The following is a 15,395-nucleotide window of genomic DNA, read 5'->3' on the forward strand; positions in this document are numbered from 1 at the left end:
AACAAACTATGTCACATTCTATAAAACCAGGTGTTGCTACCGGTCATGAAGTTCAAGCTATTTTTAAACTAGCCAAAGAAAAAGGCTTTGCCTTACCAGCTGTAAACGTGGTTGGCTCAAGCAGTATTAATGGTGTATTAGAAACAGCAAGAGATTTAAATGCGCCCGTAATTATTCAGTTCTCTAATGGTGGCGGTATCTTTAATGCCGGAAAAGGTTTAAGTAATGAAAACCAAAAGGCCGCAATTGCTGGTTGTGTAGCAGGTGCTAAACATGTGCATTTAATGGCTGAAGCTTATGGTATTCCTGTTATTTTACATACAGACCATTGTGCTAAAAAACTTTTACCCTGGATAGATGGCTTACTAGATGCTAGTGAACAACATTTTAAAGAAACAGGCAAACCGCTTTATAGCTCACACATGATTGATTTAAGTGAAGAGCCAATAGAAGAAAATATTGAAATTTGTAAAAAATACCTAGAGCGTATGTCTAAAATGGGCATGACTTTAGAAATAGAATTAGGTATAACAGGTGGTGAAGAAGACGGTGTTGATAATACCGATGTAGACGATTCTAAATTATATACACAACCTGAAGAAGTAGCATATGCTTACGAAGAATTAAGCAAAGTTAGCGACCAGTTTACAATAGCCGCTGCTTTTGGAAATGTACACGGTGTTTACAAGCCAGGAAATGTAAAACTAACACCAAAAATTCTTAAAAATTCTCAGGCACATATATCAGAAAAATATAATGTAGAACACAATCATATCGATTTTGTTTTCCATGGTGGATCTGGTAGTACCGTTGAAGAAATTCGTGAAGCTATTGGTTATGGCGTTATTAAAATGAATATCGATACGGATATGCAATATGCTTTCACATCTGGTGTTCGTGATTATATACTAGAAAAACAAGATTACTTAAAATCGCAAATAGGAAATCCTGATGGCGATGATTTACCAAACAAAAAACATTACGACCCACGTGTATGGTTACGAAAAGGGGAAGTATCTTTTGTTGAACGTTTAAAAAAGGCTTTTGAAGACCTTAACAACGTAAACACATTATAAAATAAAAACAGTAAAAAAGGCCTCATTAAAATTAATGATGTAATTTTGCTTGTCTAACTAACGCGACATAAATACAGAGTTAAGGCTCATGTATTTATCGCATAACTTAAAAATCGTTAATCGATATGTCTTGGTTTAAACGAAAAGAAAAAGGAATTCAAACTTCTACGGAAGAAAAGAAAGACACACCCAAAGGGTTGTGGTATAAGTCACCTACAGGTAAAATTGTAGATGCTAAAGAACTAGAGCAAAACTTTTATGTAAGCCCTGAAGATGGTTATCACGTAAGAATTGGAAGTAAAGAATACTTCGAAATTTTATTTGATGATAATAAGTTCAAAGAATTAGATGCTAAATTAGAATCTAAAGATCCTTTGAAATTCGAGGATACTAAAAAGTACCCAGACCGTTTAAAAGCGGCTCAGGAAAAAACCCAACTAACCGATGCTGTTCGTACAGCTGTAGGAAAGTCTAAAGGAAGTGATTTAGTTATTGCTTGTATGGATTTTAGTTTTGTTGGTGGTTCTATGGGATCTGTAGTAGGTGAAAAAATAGCCCGTGCTGCGCAATATGCTTTAAAGAAAAAGCTTCCATTTATGATTATCTCCAAATCTGGAGGTGCACGTATGCAGGAAGCCGCTTTATCATTAATGCAGTTAGCAAAAACATCGGTTATGTTAGCTCAGTTAGCTGACGCAGGCTTACCTTATATTTCCCTATGTACAGATCCTACTACAGGTGGAACAACAGCTTCATTTGCTATGTTAGGTGATATTACTATTGCAGAACCAGGAGCTTTAATTGGCTTTGCTGGTCCACGAATTGTAAGAGATACAACAGGAAAAGAGCTTCCAGAAGATTTTCAAACATCAGAATTCTTATTAGAACACGGATTCTTAGATTTTATTACACACCGTAAAAATCTAAAAGATAAAGTAAACTTATATATTGATTTAATTACCAATCAGCCTTTGAGAGCCTAATATCTCGAAATTGATTTTATAGTATAAAAAAGACCGCCTTACGCGGTCTTTTACTTTAATTTCAACTTTTCTTTATTGCTACACATACACACCTTACAGTAGAAGCCTTACAACAAGCATAATAACCTGTCCCACAAGTTACTGAACAACCATTTCAGCAACAACTACATCTTCATCTATTGAACAACTAGTAGCACCTTCACCACCACTTGTACAATCATCATCAGTATTAGGATTACCAGGTCCCTACCCGTCAACTTTGTTATAGTAAGCTGTCAATGTCAGCTCGTCAGACAAATTACTGTTAATTAATACATCATCTATAAATCTAACAGGTTTTTCTTCAGATTTTTTAACAGAAAATACACCACGGTGTTCAGATATTCCAAAACCTAAAAACACATGCTTATTACCTAGGTCTTCAACATATTTTTTATAAACAGCTTCATTAACCGTATATACCTCTTTTATTTCTTTATTTTGTTTAAGAAACAGACTTTCATCTAAATACTCAATACTACATTCATGACAATTTTTTAAAGAATTTAACTTTTCAATATTTTCAGTTTGAAAAACAAACATTTTTAAAAATCCGCGATCTGTCTTGTTTAATAGAAACGCTAAATTTTCTTTTTCATCTTTTAAAAATCTAATTCCAGGTATATAATCTTCACCATTTTTATTCAATTCGGAAAGTTCGTTTGTAACTTCAGATTTATTTGAATTACTAGACTCGTTTGAATTACAAGAAAGTAATGTAAAACTTATAAACACGATTAAAATAAATACATTAAAATAGTTTTTTTCACTCTTCATATATAAATAATTTAATAATAGTTAAACAGTATATAGTATACACAAAAAAAGAACAATAGACAAATTGTACAGTTTAAATCGTAGATTTTTTATAAGTTCAAATTAAAAAAATAAAGTAAACTTATATATTGCTTTAATTACCAATCAGCCTTTGAGAGCTTAATTTGTCGAAATTGATTTTATAGTATAAAAAAAGAGACCGTTTCATGCGGTCTTTTTTAGTTAAAAAACGGTTGAATAATTAAAATTTACTATATTTGCAGCTTGAAAGAAAATCTTTCATGTACATAACAATCATTTACAATAATATTAGAATGTATTTATCAAAAGAAGAGAAGCAAGAGCTTTTCGCAAAGCACGGTAAAGGGAAAACCGATACAGGAAGTGCAGAAGGACAAATTGCGTTATTCACACAACGTATCAATCACTTAACAGAACACTTAAAAAACAATCGTAAAGATTACAATACAGAGCGTTCATTAGTTATGTTAGTAGGTAAGCGTCGTTCGTTACTTGATTACTTAATTAAGAAGGATGTCTTAAGATATCGTGCTATTATTAAGGAATTAGGATTAAGAAAATAATCACAATTAAGAGGCTTCGCGCCTCTTTTTTTGTTTTATAATTACCTCAATCGAAAGAGTTTAAAAATCGTAAATAAGAAGCTAGTACCCGAAATGGTTCGGGACTAAAGGTTTTTCATTGGTCACACAACAACTACACAACACAACTACCAATGTTTAATTAGAATTAAAATTTTATGATTCCAAAAGTATTTAAAGAGGTCATAGACCTTGGGGATGGAAGAGAAATTTCCATCGAAACAGGAAAATTAGCAAAACAGGCTCACGGTTCTGTTGTTGTTACGTCTGGAAACTGTATGCTACTATGTACAGTTGTTTCCAACTACAAACAAAGCGATGTAGACTTTTTACCATTAACAGTAGACTACAGAGAAAAATTTGCTGCAGCAGGGCGTTACCCAGGTGGTTTCTTCAAAAGAGAAGCTAGACCAAGTGACGGCGAAGTATTAACAATGCGTTTAGTGGATCGTGTATTACGTCCATTATTCCCAAAAGATTACCATGCTGAAACTCAGGTAATGATTCAATTAATGTCTCATGACGAAAACGTTATGCCAGACGCTATGGCTGGTTTAGCAGCTTCAGCAGCTATCCAATTATCAGATTTCCCTTTTGAATGCCCAATTTCTGAAGCAAGAGTTGGTCGTGTAAATGGTGAATTTGTTATAAATCCAACACGCGCACAATTAGAAGAGTCTGATATAGACATGATGATTGGAGCATCAGCCGATTCTGTTATGATGGTTGAAGGTGAAATGGATGAAATTTCTGAAGAAGAAATGACAGAGGCTATCAAGTTTGCACACGAAGCTATTAAAGTACAGTGTGCTGCTCAGGTTGCATTAGCGGAAGCTTTCGGTAAGAAAGAAACACGTGAATACGAACCAGAACGTGAAGATGCTGAGTTAGAGAAGAAAATTTACGATATGGCATATGATAAAGTATATGCTGTAGCACAAGCAGGTTCTGCAAAACACGAACGTGGAGCTGCTTTTGGTGAGATAAAAGAAAGTATTAAAGCTACTTTTTCGGAAGAAGAATTAGCAGATCTTGGAGGTTTAATTTCTAAGTATTACAGTAAAGCTGAAAAAGCGGCTGTTCGCGATTTAACATTAAATGAAGGTTTACGTTTAGACGGTAGAAAAACTGACGAGATTAGACCAATCTGGTGTGAAGTAGATTACTTACCATCTACACATGGTTCTTCTATTTTTACGCGTGGAGAAACGCAAGCTTTAGCTACAGTTACTTTAGGTACAAGTAGAGAAGCGAACCAAATAGATATGCCATCTTTTGAAGGTGAAGAACGTTTCTATTTACACTACAACTTCCCACCTTTCTCAACAGGTGAAGCTAGACCTATTCGTGGAACATCTCGTCGTGAGGTAGGACATGGTAATTTAGCACAACGTGCTTTAAAAGGTATGGTTCCTGATGATTGTCCTTACACAGTACGTGTGGTTTCAGAAATATTAGAATCAAACGGTTCGTCTTCAATGGCAACTGTATGTGCTGGAACAATGGCTATGATGGATGCAGGTGTACAATTAAAGAAACCAGTTTCAGGTATTGCTATGGGATTAATTTCAGATGCTGAATCTGGGAAATATGCTGTACTTTCTGATATTTTAGGTGATGAAGATCACTTAGGAGATATGGACTTTAAAGTAACGGGTACTGCCGATGGTATTACTGCTTGCCAAATGGATATTAAAGTAAAAGGATTGTCTTATGAGATTTTAGTAAATGCACTAAAACAAGCTCGTAACGGTCGTTTACATATCTTAGAGAAAATAACAGATACAATTACTACGCCTAATGCTGACGTTAAAGGACACGCTCCTAAGATGGTTACAAGACGTATACCAAATGAGTTTATTGGTGCATTAATTGGTCCTGGAGGAAAAGTTATCCAGGAAATGCAAAAAGAAACTGAAACAACTATTGTAATAAATGAAGACCCTGTTACTGAAGAAGGAATTGTTGAAATTCTAGGTGTTGGTAACACAGGTATTGATGCTGTTATGGCAAAAATAGACGCTTTATTATTCAAGCCAGTTGTAGGAAGTGTTTACGAAGTAAAAGTTATTAAAATGCTAGATTTTGGTGCTGTAGTAGAATACATGGAAGCTCCAGGAAACGAAGTGTTATTACACGTAAGTGAATTAGCATGGGAACGCACAGAAAATGTATCCGATGTTGTAAACATGGGCGATGTTTTTGATGTGAAGTATTTTGGTCAAGACCCAAGAACACGTAAAGAAAAAGTATCTCGTAAAGCTTTGTTACCAAAACCAGAAGGTTATGTAGCAAGACCACCAAGAGATGATAAGCGTTCTGGCGGACGTGACAATAAAGGTTCTCGTGATAATAGAGGCCGTGATAACCGTCGTGACGATAGAAAACCAAGAGAGAATAAAAAGAACGACTAATTCTTTTTAACCCCTATACAGTTAAAGCCTGTTTCATTTACTTGAAACAGGCTTTTTCATTTTTAGGCATATCACTCACAAATCAAAAAAACTAAAGGCAAGAAAATTTAAATATAATTTATTGCTTGCACTACCCCACTCACTAAAAACCCTCACGTATTTTCTATTCGGTTTGTATTTACTAAATTAGTTGCTTAAACCAAACCAACCTCCGAACGTAGCTAACAAACGAAACAAACTATAGACAAACACATTAGTTGCCCACAGATTGAGAAAAACAGAAATGAAAAGACTATTTTTAGGAATTATAATAAGCATGGCTTGTTTGAATTTAAGCTTCGGACAAGAATTACAAGATGGACAAAAAAGATGGAGTTCAAGTTCTAAACTGACCATAAATGATTTTAAAATCAAAATCAGTAACGAAAGTAATGATGCTGTTTATAGCCAATTTATGATTTCTCATTCAATTGGTGGTTTTGACTTTATGAAACGGAATCTGAATCAAAAAATTGGTAATCTGTTTTTAGGAAACGCATCTTGGATAGATACTACAAAAGTTGATAATATTGAAAAACAAATTGACTTTCAACAAATGCAATTTGATCTTGCTGAAATTCAAGCACGAAAATTCAGAAAAAGATTATTAAAAGACAAAAGAGAAATTTCAAAAGGTTTTGACATTGTAAATAAAATCAATAACGAAATTATAGCAGAATTTTCTGAAATTCGACTAAAATTAATGAGAGAAACTGAAAGTGGTCGTAATCAGAAAAAAATTGCTGAATGGAAAGAAAAAATTATTTCTGAATTAAAGCAATTGAATGAATTTAGGTTCGGGAATAAAAAGAAAATAAAAACTGAATAACAAAAACCAACGAGATCCTGATTATTGTACAGAATATCAGTAATAAAAATTTAGGGCATAACACGTTACCAAGTATTTTAACCGAAATTACAAATGAAAAAACTGAATTTATTTTTTATAATTTTTATTGGATTAACATTTTTTTCATGCTCTTCAGATGATGACAATGGAAACCAAATTAATGTATCTGGAGAATTAATTGTTAATGGACAAACATTTCAACTAACAAAAGGATTTATAGTCCCAAATTCTGATGGTTCTGACCCAGATCTTGACCCAAGAAGATTTTACTTTATATTAACTAACGGAGATGTCTCCTATGCAAATAATGAATTCACGTACTCGAACAACATAACGCAATTGATAGACTTCAATATGTATACTTCGGTAACAGGTTCAGGAAGTGTAGAAAGTACTACGTATCCAATTTATGATTTTAATGATCCGAATTTTGACTTCGATGATGCATTTATTGACCATTCAGGAGTTAATACCAACGTTATAATTCAAAATGGTAGCTATGTATCTTCCGACGCTTTAAGCTCGGATGATACGGATGGAGAAGCAACAATTTCCGAAAATAATGGAATTTATACAATTACGTTTTCCTATTCTAATAATCAGAATACAGTGACAGGGGCTTTTACTGGAACTTTAAATGATTTGAATGAGTAAAAAACTGTTTGTAACACCATATATAATTTATTGCTAGCACTCGCCTACTTGGAAAACCCGCGTAAAACTTCAATCCGTTTTTTTTTGCTAACTTAGTCGCATATCTACGTAACTCCCAAGCGTAGAAAACAGGTAAATATCACCATATACAAACCTGTTATTCAATATTTAATAACACCAAAACTATGAGATTCATTTTTATTTTCATCTTCTTCACTTCTGTAATATTGGGACAGCAAAAACCGATGATTTATTATAACGAAGCAGGCAAAGAAATAAACCAACAAGAATTTATTGAAACAAAAAAAAACAGAGACAATCTTGATTTATATTTTGATAATGATTCCATTCAAATAGCGTTATTAATTAAACGCCAAAAATTCGGTCATCTAGACAAAAAAACCTTCGAGGATTTAAAATCGTATTTATCGGACTTAACCAAAAAGTCAATCGATTCTACTCAAAATATTGTAATAAATTATTTAACCGCGTTTCCCAAAAAAGCTGACAATACCAAATCAAGATCTACTTGGAATGTTTTAAATAAAGACTATTTGGTAAAACTTCATAAAATTGCTGATATAAGTCAATTTTGGATAAGTTCACCTGAATCCGACAATCTTAAATATTTTCATCAAAAAAAGATTAATTGGAAAACAGATAAAGCTAATTTATTTGAAAAATTATTTTTCACCTATGAAGTACCATATGGAAATTTTATACTAATCAAGCCAGACGGAAAGTTCTATTATTTTTTAGGAGAACACAGCAAATATGAAATTTTAGAGAAAGCAAAGAAGTATTTTAAATAAAAAAAAACATCATTCAATAATGAAAACCCTTTTTTACTTTTAGGACTACTACTTTTAACGCTTTACTCTTAAGATACTTTTAAAGGCACAATTGATGACGTTAGAATTTATAATTCAGGTTTAACGGAATTTGAGATAGCAGAACTATACTATAGCCTCTAACAAACTACAACCGTTTACAATTACCAACTATCCAATAAACACATACAAACTCCCTATTCGGTTTTTATTTGCTAACTTAGTTCCTTAACCGTACAACAAACACTGGACGTTGCAAAAAGGTGAAACAAACCAGAAACCAACACATTACCAAGCTAAATATTTACCAAACAAAAATAAGCTTAAACAAATACCACCTATAATTAATTGTTTGCTTCTGTCCTGTTTTTAAAACTCTAACAGGTTTTCTATATGGTTTTAACTTGTTAAATTAGCTATGAATTAGAGGACTAATATAAGGCTAATAAAAATTACACGATTTGAAAAGGATTAAAGCGAATAAAAGAGACATTCTACAAAGTGCCGAAGACTTAAACAGTAAGGTTTATTTAGTTGAGTCTGGCTTATTAAGAAGTTATTCTATTGATGAAAATGGGAAAGAACATATTTTTATGTTTGCTCCAGAAAATTGGCTTATTGGAGATGGTGTTTCAATAGATGAACCTTGTCAGTTATTTATTGATGCTCTAGAAGATTCTGTTATTATTCCTATCGAAAAAAATGATCCTATTATTATGGATTCTAATAAATTAATTAAGCGTGTCTCTGTATTACAAAACAGAATTATTAAATTAATGAGTGCTACGGCAATCGAACGGTATGAAGATTTTATAGAAACCTACCCCGATATTTTACAGCGTGTTCCTCAAAAAATGATTGCTTCTTATCTAGGCATTACACCTGAGGCACTTTCTACCGTTAAAAAAAATCGACTTAAAAAATAGTCGCTTTTTTCTTTTCTTAATCTACATTAATGCACAGCTTTTTAGATAATGGCATCTTTGCATCATTATAAATCATTTAAAAAGTTAACATGGCAAATTACCATGATACAAGTATTTCAAAGACACAGAAAATAGCAAGCTACGCAATATCTATTCTATTTAGTATTCAAATTATCATGGCTAGATTCATGAAGTTAATTCGGACAATACCTCTCCTTGAAAAACACCTGATGTTTCAGAGTGGATTATTACATCACCAAAATCAGATACAAAAAACTCTGTAATCCTGAACTTTCTTCAAATAATGGACAGAATGTCTATACGTAATAAAAAGTGATCTATACAAATCTATCACCTAAACAGATTAAAAAAACATAAAATGAAACCACCAAAAAAATGGAAAATGATGCTGTTAACTTGGATGATAATTTATCCATTAGTAAATATCGTTTTTTTTATTCTAATGCCTTTTATTAATAATTGGAATCTTCTTTTAAAAACACTCCTTATAACTATAATTGTTGTTCCAATAATGAGTATTATACTTGGTTTTCTTTCAAAAAGATTCGCTATTTGGTTAAGAAAATAACTAAATAATCATTAAAAATGATGGTTCATTAACTAATCATTACACTGGAAGACTTTCGTAAAAATAAAGAAACCGACTTAAAAATAGTCGGTTTTTTTATTTCTTAATCTACATTAATGCACAGCTTTTTAGATGATGGCATCTTTGCATCATTATAAATCATTTAAAAAGTTAACATGGCAAATTATCACGACACAAGTATTTCAAAAACACAAAAAATAGCAGGCTACGCAATGTCAATCCTATTTAGTGTTCAAATTATCATGGCTGGAGTCATGAAGTTATTTCTGGCAGCACCTATTGTAGAAAACATGAATGCGGTAACCAATTGGGGCGATAAAACGCTATTTGTCGGTATTCTTGAACTCATCATACTGGCATTGTACTGGATTCCGAAAACACAAAAATTAGGATTTTATTTATTATGCTCTTTTGTAGGAGGCGTTATTGTTGCAGAAGTTGTTGCTGGTAAACCTCCAATAGCGGGAATACTTGTATCTGTACTATTATATGCTGGTACTGCTCTACGATTTCCTAAGATTTTAAAATAATAGTAATCTATAAAAAAAACGTGCTTTTAACCCTAACCAATTTCTAAATAATTAGAGATAACAGTTATTGCTAGTAAGCCAAGCACCATTTTATTAAACAAAAAAACATAAAACAATGAAAGATTATAAATTTGAAACACTGAATTCAGAAAACGCAGCTTTATTATTAGTAGACCATCAAACAGGATTAGCACAATGTGTAAGAGATATGAGTCCGGAAACTTGGAAAAACAATGCTTTAGCTATTGCTAAAATTGGGAAGATATTTAACTTACCTACTGTTTTAACCACAAGTGCAGAAGATGGTGCTAATGGACCTCTTTTACCAGAGATTGCAGAGTTACACGCAGACGCTCCATATATTTCTCGAGGAGGAGAAATTAATGCTTGGGATAATACAGAATTTAAAGCAGCTGTTGAAGCCACAGGAAGAAAAAAACTAATTATCGCAGGAGTATCTACAGATGTTTGTGTGCTTTTCCCTACATTATCGGCATTAGCAGAAGGTTATGATGTATACGCAGTAATAGACTCGTCTGGTACTTGGAGTGAAATTGCACAAACCACTACAGTTGCTAGACTTACACAAGCAGGCGCAAAAGTAACAAGTTGGATGTCTGTTTCTGCAGAATTACAAAAAGATTGGCGTAATCCAACTGGTCAAGCTTTAGGAGGTTTATATGCAGAACATTTACAAGCATACGGCCATCTATTTAGCAGCCGCACAAAAAGCAGCTAATAAATAAAAATAACATTAAAAAAAGGTAGGTATTCTATGATAGCTACCTTTTTAAAAAATTAATAGTATGATTAAAATCATTCCCGCATCACAACAAAGAATAATAGATAGAGGCAAATTTATAATCCGCTTGCTTGAAATAGGTAATCCGTTACCAAACCACAACGATCATGGGTTATATCAATTAGGCAGAATAGATCACGCTACACTAGAAGGTAAAATGGTTGTACCCATGCATTTGCATAAAAACGATGAAATTCTCTCGTATGTAAGAATAGGAGAAATGATACATAAAGATAGTGATGGCAATAATATTGTTATAAGCAACCAATATTTAATGATGATGAATGCTGGCTCTGGATTTTATCATGAAGAGTCTGTACCCAAAGAAGGAGAAATTACAGAAATGCTTCAAATATTTATGAGACCAAGAAAAGATGAATTACAGCCTAAAGTGCAGTTTCATCAATTTGAAGACATATACAGTTTGAATAAATGGCGATTAATAGGCGCCAATGAAACATCTAATGCGCCATTAAAAATCAACTCCGATATCGAAGTGTTCGATACCAGATTACAAGACAATGTAGAAGTAGAACTACCTAAATTAACAGCGAATCAAGTAGGCTATCTTTATGTGTTTAAAGGCGACTTAGAATTGTCTAACAATACAGATCTTAAAACAAGAGATGCTGTAATCTTTGAAGGTGAAAATTTAACCGTTAAATCAAAACAGCAAGCAGATTTAATTTTATTTATTATGGACAAAACTTCTGAAGTTTCAAAAAATGGACTTTTCGCAAATTAATATACTCATTAGATATAAAATAACTGTGGCTAGCAAAGTTTATAATTCATAGCTACTTCTCGCCTACTGTCAAAAAACCTATGAATTTCCTATTCAGTTTTTATTTGCTAACTTAGTTGCTTAACCACACTACACACCGAACGTAGCGAGTAGGCAAAACAAACCAGAAACCAACATTAGGCTTAATTATATCTAAATGAAAAAACATGTATACGTATTCGTTTCTGTCCTAACCTTCCTAAATAGTATACAGTCGTTTTCTCAACAGATAGCCGACTCTCTATACAAGGTAGAAATAAGAGACAAAATGTACCCCAATCAAAATGGAAACATTATTCATATTGATGAAGGACATAATAATTTTCACACTAAAGATGGAAGGTATTTTTCATTTGCTCAACTTTTAAAATCTGATGGCTATCGAATAAAAGGAAATAGTGATAAATTTGATACAACTACGCTAAAAGACATTCAAATTTTGGTTATTGCCAATGCATTACCGGATGAAATGTCTCGCCCAATTGTAACACCTACAAGAAGTGCTTTTTCTCAAAATGAAATTCAAAATTTAAAACAATGGGTAAAAAAAGGAGGTTCCCTTCTCATTATTGCAGACCATATGCCATTTGCAGGAGCTGCATCGGAATTAGCCAAAGAATTTGGTTTTGATTTTTATGATAGCTTTGTAATGGATGACTCCTTAAGAGGAATAATAGATTTTGATAAAGCCACAGGAACATTAAAGAACAATGTAATTACGAAAGGAAGAAATACAGAAGAAGCGGTTAATAGCGTAAGATCTTTCACGGGACAAGGATTTAAAATCCCAAAAAACGCAAAATCATTAATGAAATTAGATGAAACCTACACAGTCCATTTGGTTGACACCATGTGGGTTTTCAATGAAAAAGTAAAGCGTTTTGCTGCAAAAGGGCTATCTCAAGGAGCTATAATGACTTTTGGCAGCGGAAAAATTGCTGTTTTTGGCGAAGCTGCTATGTTTAGTGCACAATTGGCTGGACCAAATCGTATTAAGGTAGGAATGAATTCTGAAGAAGCAAAAGAGAACCATCAGTTACTATTAAACACGATTCACTGGCTAGACGGTAAATTAGATGACAAAAACTAAGTCTAACATCCGTTCCCTAAGAACAAACGAAGCAAACTTTTTACGAACACATGGCCATTAGAAAAACCGCATTTTTGATTTAATATCATCCAAAATCACATACTTTTCATATACAATCCTGTTAGACAGATTAAAAATGACAGACGAAATAAAACAACATATCGGACAATTTTTGCCTTTAGAAATTGAGGATTTGGATATTTTCTTATCTAAATTTAAACCAATACAGCTAAAAAAAGGTAACCTCTTTATTGAAGAAGGAAAGAAATGCGATTACATAGGATTTATTATTAAAGGCTGTTTAATGTGTGTTTACAATACTGATGGAAATGAAATAATTGATGAGTTTTCGTTAGAGAATGAATTCATTGCTGATTACAAGAACTTCATAGACAATCAACCTGCTGAAAAAGATGTTAGGTGTTTAGAGGACTCTGAAATATTGGTTATAAAGCATAAGGACTTATCCGATTTGTATGCCCAAAAACATTCTTTTGAACGTGTTGGAAGATTAATAGCTGAATCATTATTCAAAAATTGGCACGACAAAGCTGTATCCTTAGTCATTGATGATGCTAAAACACGCTATGAAAAACTGATAAAGAACAGAACAACCTTACCGCAAAGGGTTCCTCAATACTTGGTGGCTTCATATTTAGGTATAACACCTCAATCATTAAGCAGAATTAGAAAGCAAAATAATTAATCTCAAATTCATTTGTTACCATAGGTTAACAAGATTGACTTGTGCCTCCCTGTACTTTTGTATCATAATCATTTAAAAAATAAATTATGAAAACAATCGTATTATTCTTAATCGCGGTAACTATGAATTTAACAGGAAATGCTCAGAGCACAAATGACGACAAAAAAACCGTAATATTTATACACGGAGCTTGGTCTACAGGAGCTGTTTGGAACAATTACAAAGCTCACTTTTCCGAAAAAGAATATAAGACTCTATCACCAACATTTAGCTATCACACAACCAAACAAAATGATTTTTTGATTGGTGTCAGTATGGAAGATTATGTAAATGAAATTAAAGATATTGTTTCATCTCTTAATAATCCGCCAATCATAGTGGCGCATTCAATGGGATGCATTATTGCTCAACGACTAGCTATGGAAGGGTTAATTGAAAAAATGATTTTAATTGCTCCACCAGCAAATTATGGAATGATGCCACCTGCAGAAAGCAGAAAGTCCGTAAAATGGGTTAATGATGTTGCGCATTTAAAATTGAATGTAACAAAACCTACATTCGAACAAGCTGTTAATGGCATGTTACACAACTTACCTGAAACGAAACAAAAAGAGGTTTATTCAAAAATGACCTACGAGTCGGGCTTGGTAATGAAAGAAATGATCTGGATAAAAAATATATTTGGAAAAAAACCGAACAAAATAAAATATTCAAAAATTGATGTTCCTATTTTGATTGTTTCAGGAGGAATGGATAATGCTTCACCGGTTAAGATTGCTGAAAAACTATCTAAAAAGTACAAGTTAAATTCAGAAATAAAGGTATTTGAAAAGAATGCCCATTGGATGATGGAAGAAAATAATTGGTTAGAAATAGTAGATTACATTACAGACTGGATAGAGTAAAATTAGTCCTAACATTTAATGGAAAACATAGCGCAGCTTGTGGTAAACTTGAAGTTCCGTACATATTTACAAGTTCCTCAGATATAAAACTGGGCATTTAAGAGAAAAATAAAAGCTAAATATTTATATTTGGTTAAGTCTTAAAACACAAAGTACAACTATTTAGCTGCACTACGTTTCTTATGCAAACCGTTCACTATACTTAAATCAAAACATTGGAAAAAAGAATAATTTCTGAATATAATTTAAACCTGACACAAAAAATCCACATGTCAATAATATTGATTATTGGGATTGGGATTTTCTATATTACTGAAAAAGTTAATTATCCTAACAAGGACATTATTAGCTTATTAATTACAATACTTCTTATAGTATTTGTCGTTGGAATACTAACTTTTATTGTTTCAAAAAAAGGAATTATAGCCAATAACAAAGGGCTTTTTAAAGCATATTTTTCTTTTGGAAAACTGATTTTCAAACAACAAATTGACCTTAATAACAAACCCATAGTGTCTGTCCTAAAACTAGGAAAGTCACAAAACCTTCCTTCCGTTGGAATTGTGTATCCTTCAGGTAAACATAGTTTTTATAAATTTTATGTTTACCTGTTAAACGAATCTCATACAAGTAAAACGGAATTAATGGATTTGAAAAAACAAGAAAACGCAAAACTGATTGTTGACTTTTTAACTAAAAACATTGATTTAAAATCTGAAACATATAGCCCGAGTTTTGATTAAAACTGTGGGTAATACCGTATAAAATTAAATACTAA

General features: G+C 32.5%; 16 protein-coding genes. 15 read left to right on the top strand and 1 reads right to left on the bottom strand.

The window, feature by feature from the left end:
• Positions 1–8 precede the first annotated feature (8 nt).
• Positions 9–1,076 (top strand): class II fructose-bisphosphate aldolase, encoded by a 1,068-nt coding sequence (gene fbaA / locus ACW5R3_RS11975; RefSeq protein WP_456577254.1) that lies wholly within the window; start codon positions 9–11, stop codon positions 1,074–1,076.
• A 125-nt stretch (positions 1,077–1,201) separates the two neighbouring features.
• Entirely contained in the window at positions 1,202–2,059 is an 858-nt protein-coding gene (gene accD / locus ACW5R3_RS11980) for an acetyl-CoA carboxylase, carboxyltransferase subunit beta (RefSeq protein WP_456577255.1), read from the top strand.
• 246 nt (positions 2,060–2,305) lie between these two features.
• Here the strand turns inward: accD and ACW5R3_RS11985 are convergent, their stop codons facing one another.
• A complete protein-coding gene (locus ACW5R3_RS11985; protein ID WP_456577256.1) occupies positions 2,306–2,875 on the bottom strand; it encodes a hypothetical protein in 570 nt (189 codons plus the stop codon).
• Positions 2,876–3,189: 314 nt separating this feature from the next.
• Between ACW5R3_RS11985 and rpsO the strand changes: the two genes are divergently transcribed.
• From rpsO to ACW5R3_RS12050, 13 genes are all read left to right on the top strand, one after another.
• Complete coding sequence (gene rpsO / locus ACW5R3_RS11990) at positions 3,190–3,459, top strand: 30S ribosomal protein S15 (protein ID WP_456578835.1); 270 nt, start codon at positions 3,190–3,192, stop codon at positions 3,457–3,459.
• A gap of 176 nt (positions 3,460–3,635) precedes the next feature.
• Positions 3,636–5,891, top strand: coding sequence for a polyribonucleotide nucleotidyltransferase (locus ACW5R3_RS11995; RefSeq protein WP_456577257.1), 2,256 nt, complete (start codon positions 3,636–3,638; stop codon positions 5,889–5,891).
• Positions 5,892–6,174: 283 nt separating this feature from the next.
• Positions 6,175–6,759: a hypothetical protein gene (locus ACW5R3_RS12000; protein ID WP_456577258.1), complete on the top strand. Its 585-nt coding sequence runs from the start codon at positions 6,175–6,177 to the stop codon at positions 6,757–6,759.
• 93 nt (positions 6,760–6,852) lie between these two features.
• Positions 6,853–7,434, top strand: a complete 582-nt coding sequence (locus tag ACW5R3_RS12005) for a hypothetical protein (RefSeq protein ID WP_456577259.1) — start codon at positions 6,853–6,855, stop codon at positions 7,432–7,434.
• 185 nt (positions 7,435–7,619) lie between these two features.
• Positions 7,620–8,246, top strand: a complete 627-nt coding sequence (locus ACW5R3_RS12010) for a hypothetical protein (RefSeq protein WP_456577260.1) — start codon at positions 7,620–7,622, stop codon at positions 8,244–8,246.
• Positions 8,247–8,725: 479 nt separating this feature from the next.
• Positions 8,726–9,190, top strand: a complete 465-nt coding sequence (locus ACW5R3_RS12015; protein ID WP_456577261.1) for a Crp/Fnr family transcriptional regulator — start codon at positions 8,726–8,728, stop codon at positions 9,188–9,190.
• 765 nt (positions 9,191–9,955) lie between these two features.
• Positions 9,956–10,330 (top strand): DoxX family protein, encoded by a 375-nt coding sequence (locus tag ACW5R3_RS12020; protein WP_456577262.1) that lies wholly within the window; start codon positions 9,956–9,958, stop codon positions 10,328–10,330.
• Between the two features lie 115 nt (positions 10,331–10,445).
• A complete protein-coding gene (locus ACW5R3_RS12025) occupies positions 10,446–11,069 on the top strand; it encodes an isochorismatase family protein (RefSeq protein ID WP_456577263.1) in 624 nt (207 codons plus the stop codon).
• 67 nt (positions 11,070–11,136) lie between these two features.
• A complete protein-coding gene (locus tag ACW5R3_RS12030) occupies positions 11,137–11,877 on the top strand; it encodes a pirin family protein (RefSeq protein WP_456577264.1) in 741 nt (246 codons plus the stop codon).
• Positions 11,878–12,073: 196 nt separating this feature from the next.
• A complete protein-coding gene (locus ACW5R3_RS12035; RefSeq protein ID WP_456577265.1) occupies positions 12,074–13,006 on the top strand; it encodes a hypothetical protein in 933 nt (310 codons plus the stop codon).
• A 136-nt stretch (positions 13,007–13,142) separates the two neighbouring features.
• Complete coding sequence (locus ACW5R3_RS12040; protein WP_456577266.1) at positions 13,143–13,712, top strand: Crp/Fnr family transcriptional regulator; 570 nt, start codon at positions 13,143–13,145, stop codon at positions 13,710–13,712.
• 86 nt (positions 13,713–13,798) lie between these two features.
• Entirely contained in the window at positions 13,799–14,617 is an 819-nt protein-coding gene (locus tag ACW5R3_RS12045; protein WP_456577267.1) for an alpha/beta hydrolase, read from the top strand.
• A 215-nt stretch (positions 14,618–14,832) separates the two neighbouring features.
• Positions 14,833–15,360 (top strand): hypothetical protein, encoded by a 528-nt coding sequence (locus ACW5R3_RS12050; RefSeq protein ID WP_456577268.1) that lies wholly within the window; start codon positions 14,833–14,835, stop codon positions 15,358–15,360.
• Positions 15,361–15,395 lie beyond the last annotated feature (35 nt).

It is taken from the genome of Algorimicrobium bowmanii (assembly GCF_054031195.1).

What these genes read in the sequence shown, in the direction of transcription:
- fbaA (WP_456577254.1), top strand. Translation starts at nt 9, where the DNA reads ATGTCACATTCTATAAAACCAGGTGTTGCTACCGGTCATGAAGTTCAA.
- accD (WP_456577255.1), top strand. Translation starts at nt 1,202, where the DNA reads ATGTCTTGGTTTAAACGAAAAGAAAAAGGAATTCAAACTTCTACGGAA.
- ACW5R3_RS11985 (WP_456577256.1), bottom strand. Translation starts at nt 2,875, where the DNA reads ATGAAGAGTGAAAAAAACTATTTTAATGTATTTATTTTAATCGTGTTT.
- rpsO (WP_456578835.1), top strand. Translation starts at nt 3,190, where the DNA reads ATGTATTTATCAAAAGAAGAGAAGCAAGAGCTTTTCGCAAAGCACGGT.
- ACW5R3_RS11995 (WP_456577257.1), top strand. Translation starts at nt 3,636, where the DNA reads ATGATTCCAAAAGTATTTAAAGAGGTCATAGACCTTGGGGATGGAAGA.
- ACW5R3_RS12000 (WP_456577258.1), top strand. Translation starts at nt 6,175, where the DNA reads ATGAAAAGACTATTTTTAGGAATTATAATAAGCATGGCTTGTTTGAAT.
- ACW5R3_RS12005 (WP_456577259.1), top strand. Translation starts at nt 6,853, where the DNA reads ATGAAAAAACTGAATTTATTTTTTATAATTTTTATTGGATTAACATTT.
- ACW5R3_RS12010 (WP_456577260.1), top strand. Translation starts at nt 7,620, where the DNA reads ATGAGATTCATTTTTATTTTCATCTTCTTCACTTCTGTAATATTGGGA.
- ACW5R3_RS12020 (WP_456577262.1), top strand. Translation starts at nt 9,956, where the DNA reads ATGGCAAATTATCACGACACAAGTATTTCAAAAACACAAAAAATAGCA.
- ACW5R3_RS12025 (WP_456577263.1), top strand. Translation starts at nt 10,446, where the DNA reads ATGAAAGATTATAAATTTGAAACACTGAATTCAGAAAACGCAGCTTTA.
- ACW5R3_RS12030 (WP_456577264.1), top strand. Translation starts at nt 11,137, where the DNA reads ATGATTAAAATCATTCCCGCATCACAACAAAGAATAATAGATAGAGGC.
- ACW5R3_RS12035 (WP_456577265.1), top strand. Translation starts at nt 12,074, where the DNA reads ATGAAAAAACATGTATACGTATTCGTTTCTGTCCTAACCTTCCTAAAT.
- ACW5R3_RS12040 (WP_456577266.1), top strand. Translation starts at nt 13,143, where the DNA reads ATGACAGACGAAATAAAACAACATATCGGACAATTTTTGCCTTTAGAA.
- ACW5R3_RS12045 (WP_456577267.1), top strand. Translation starts at nt 13,799, where the DNA reads ATGAAAACAATCGTATTATTCTTAATCGCGGTAACTATGAATTTAACA.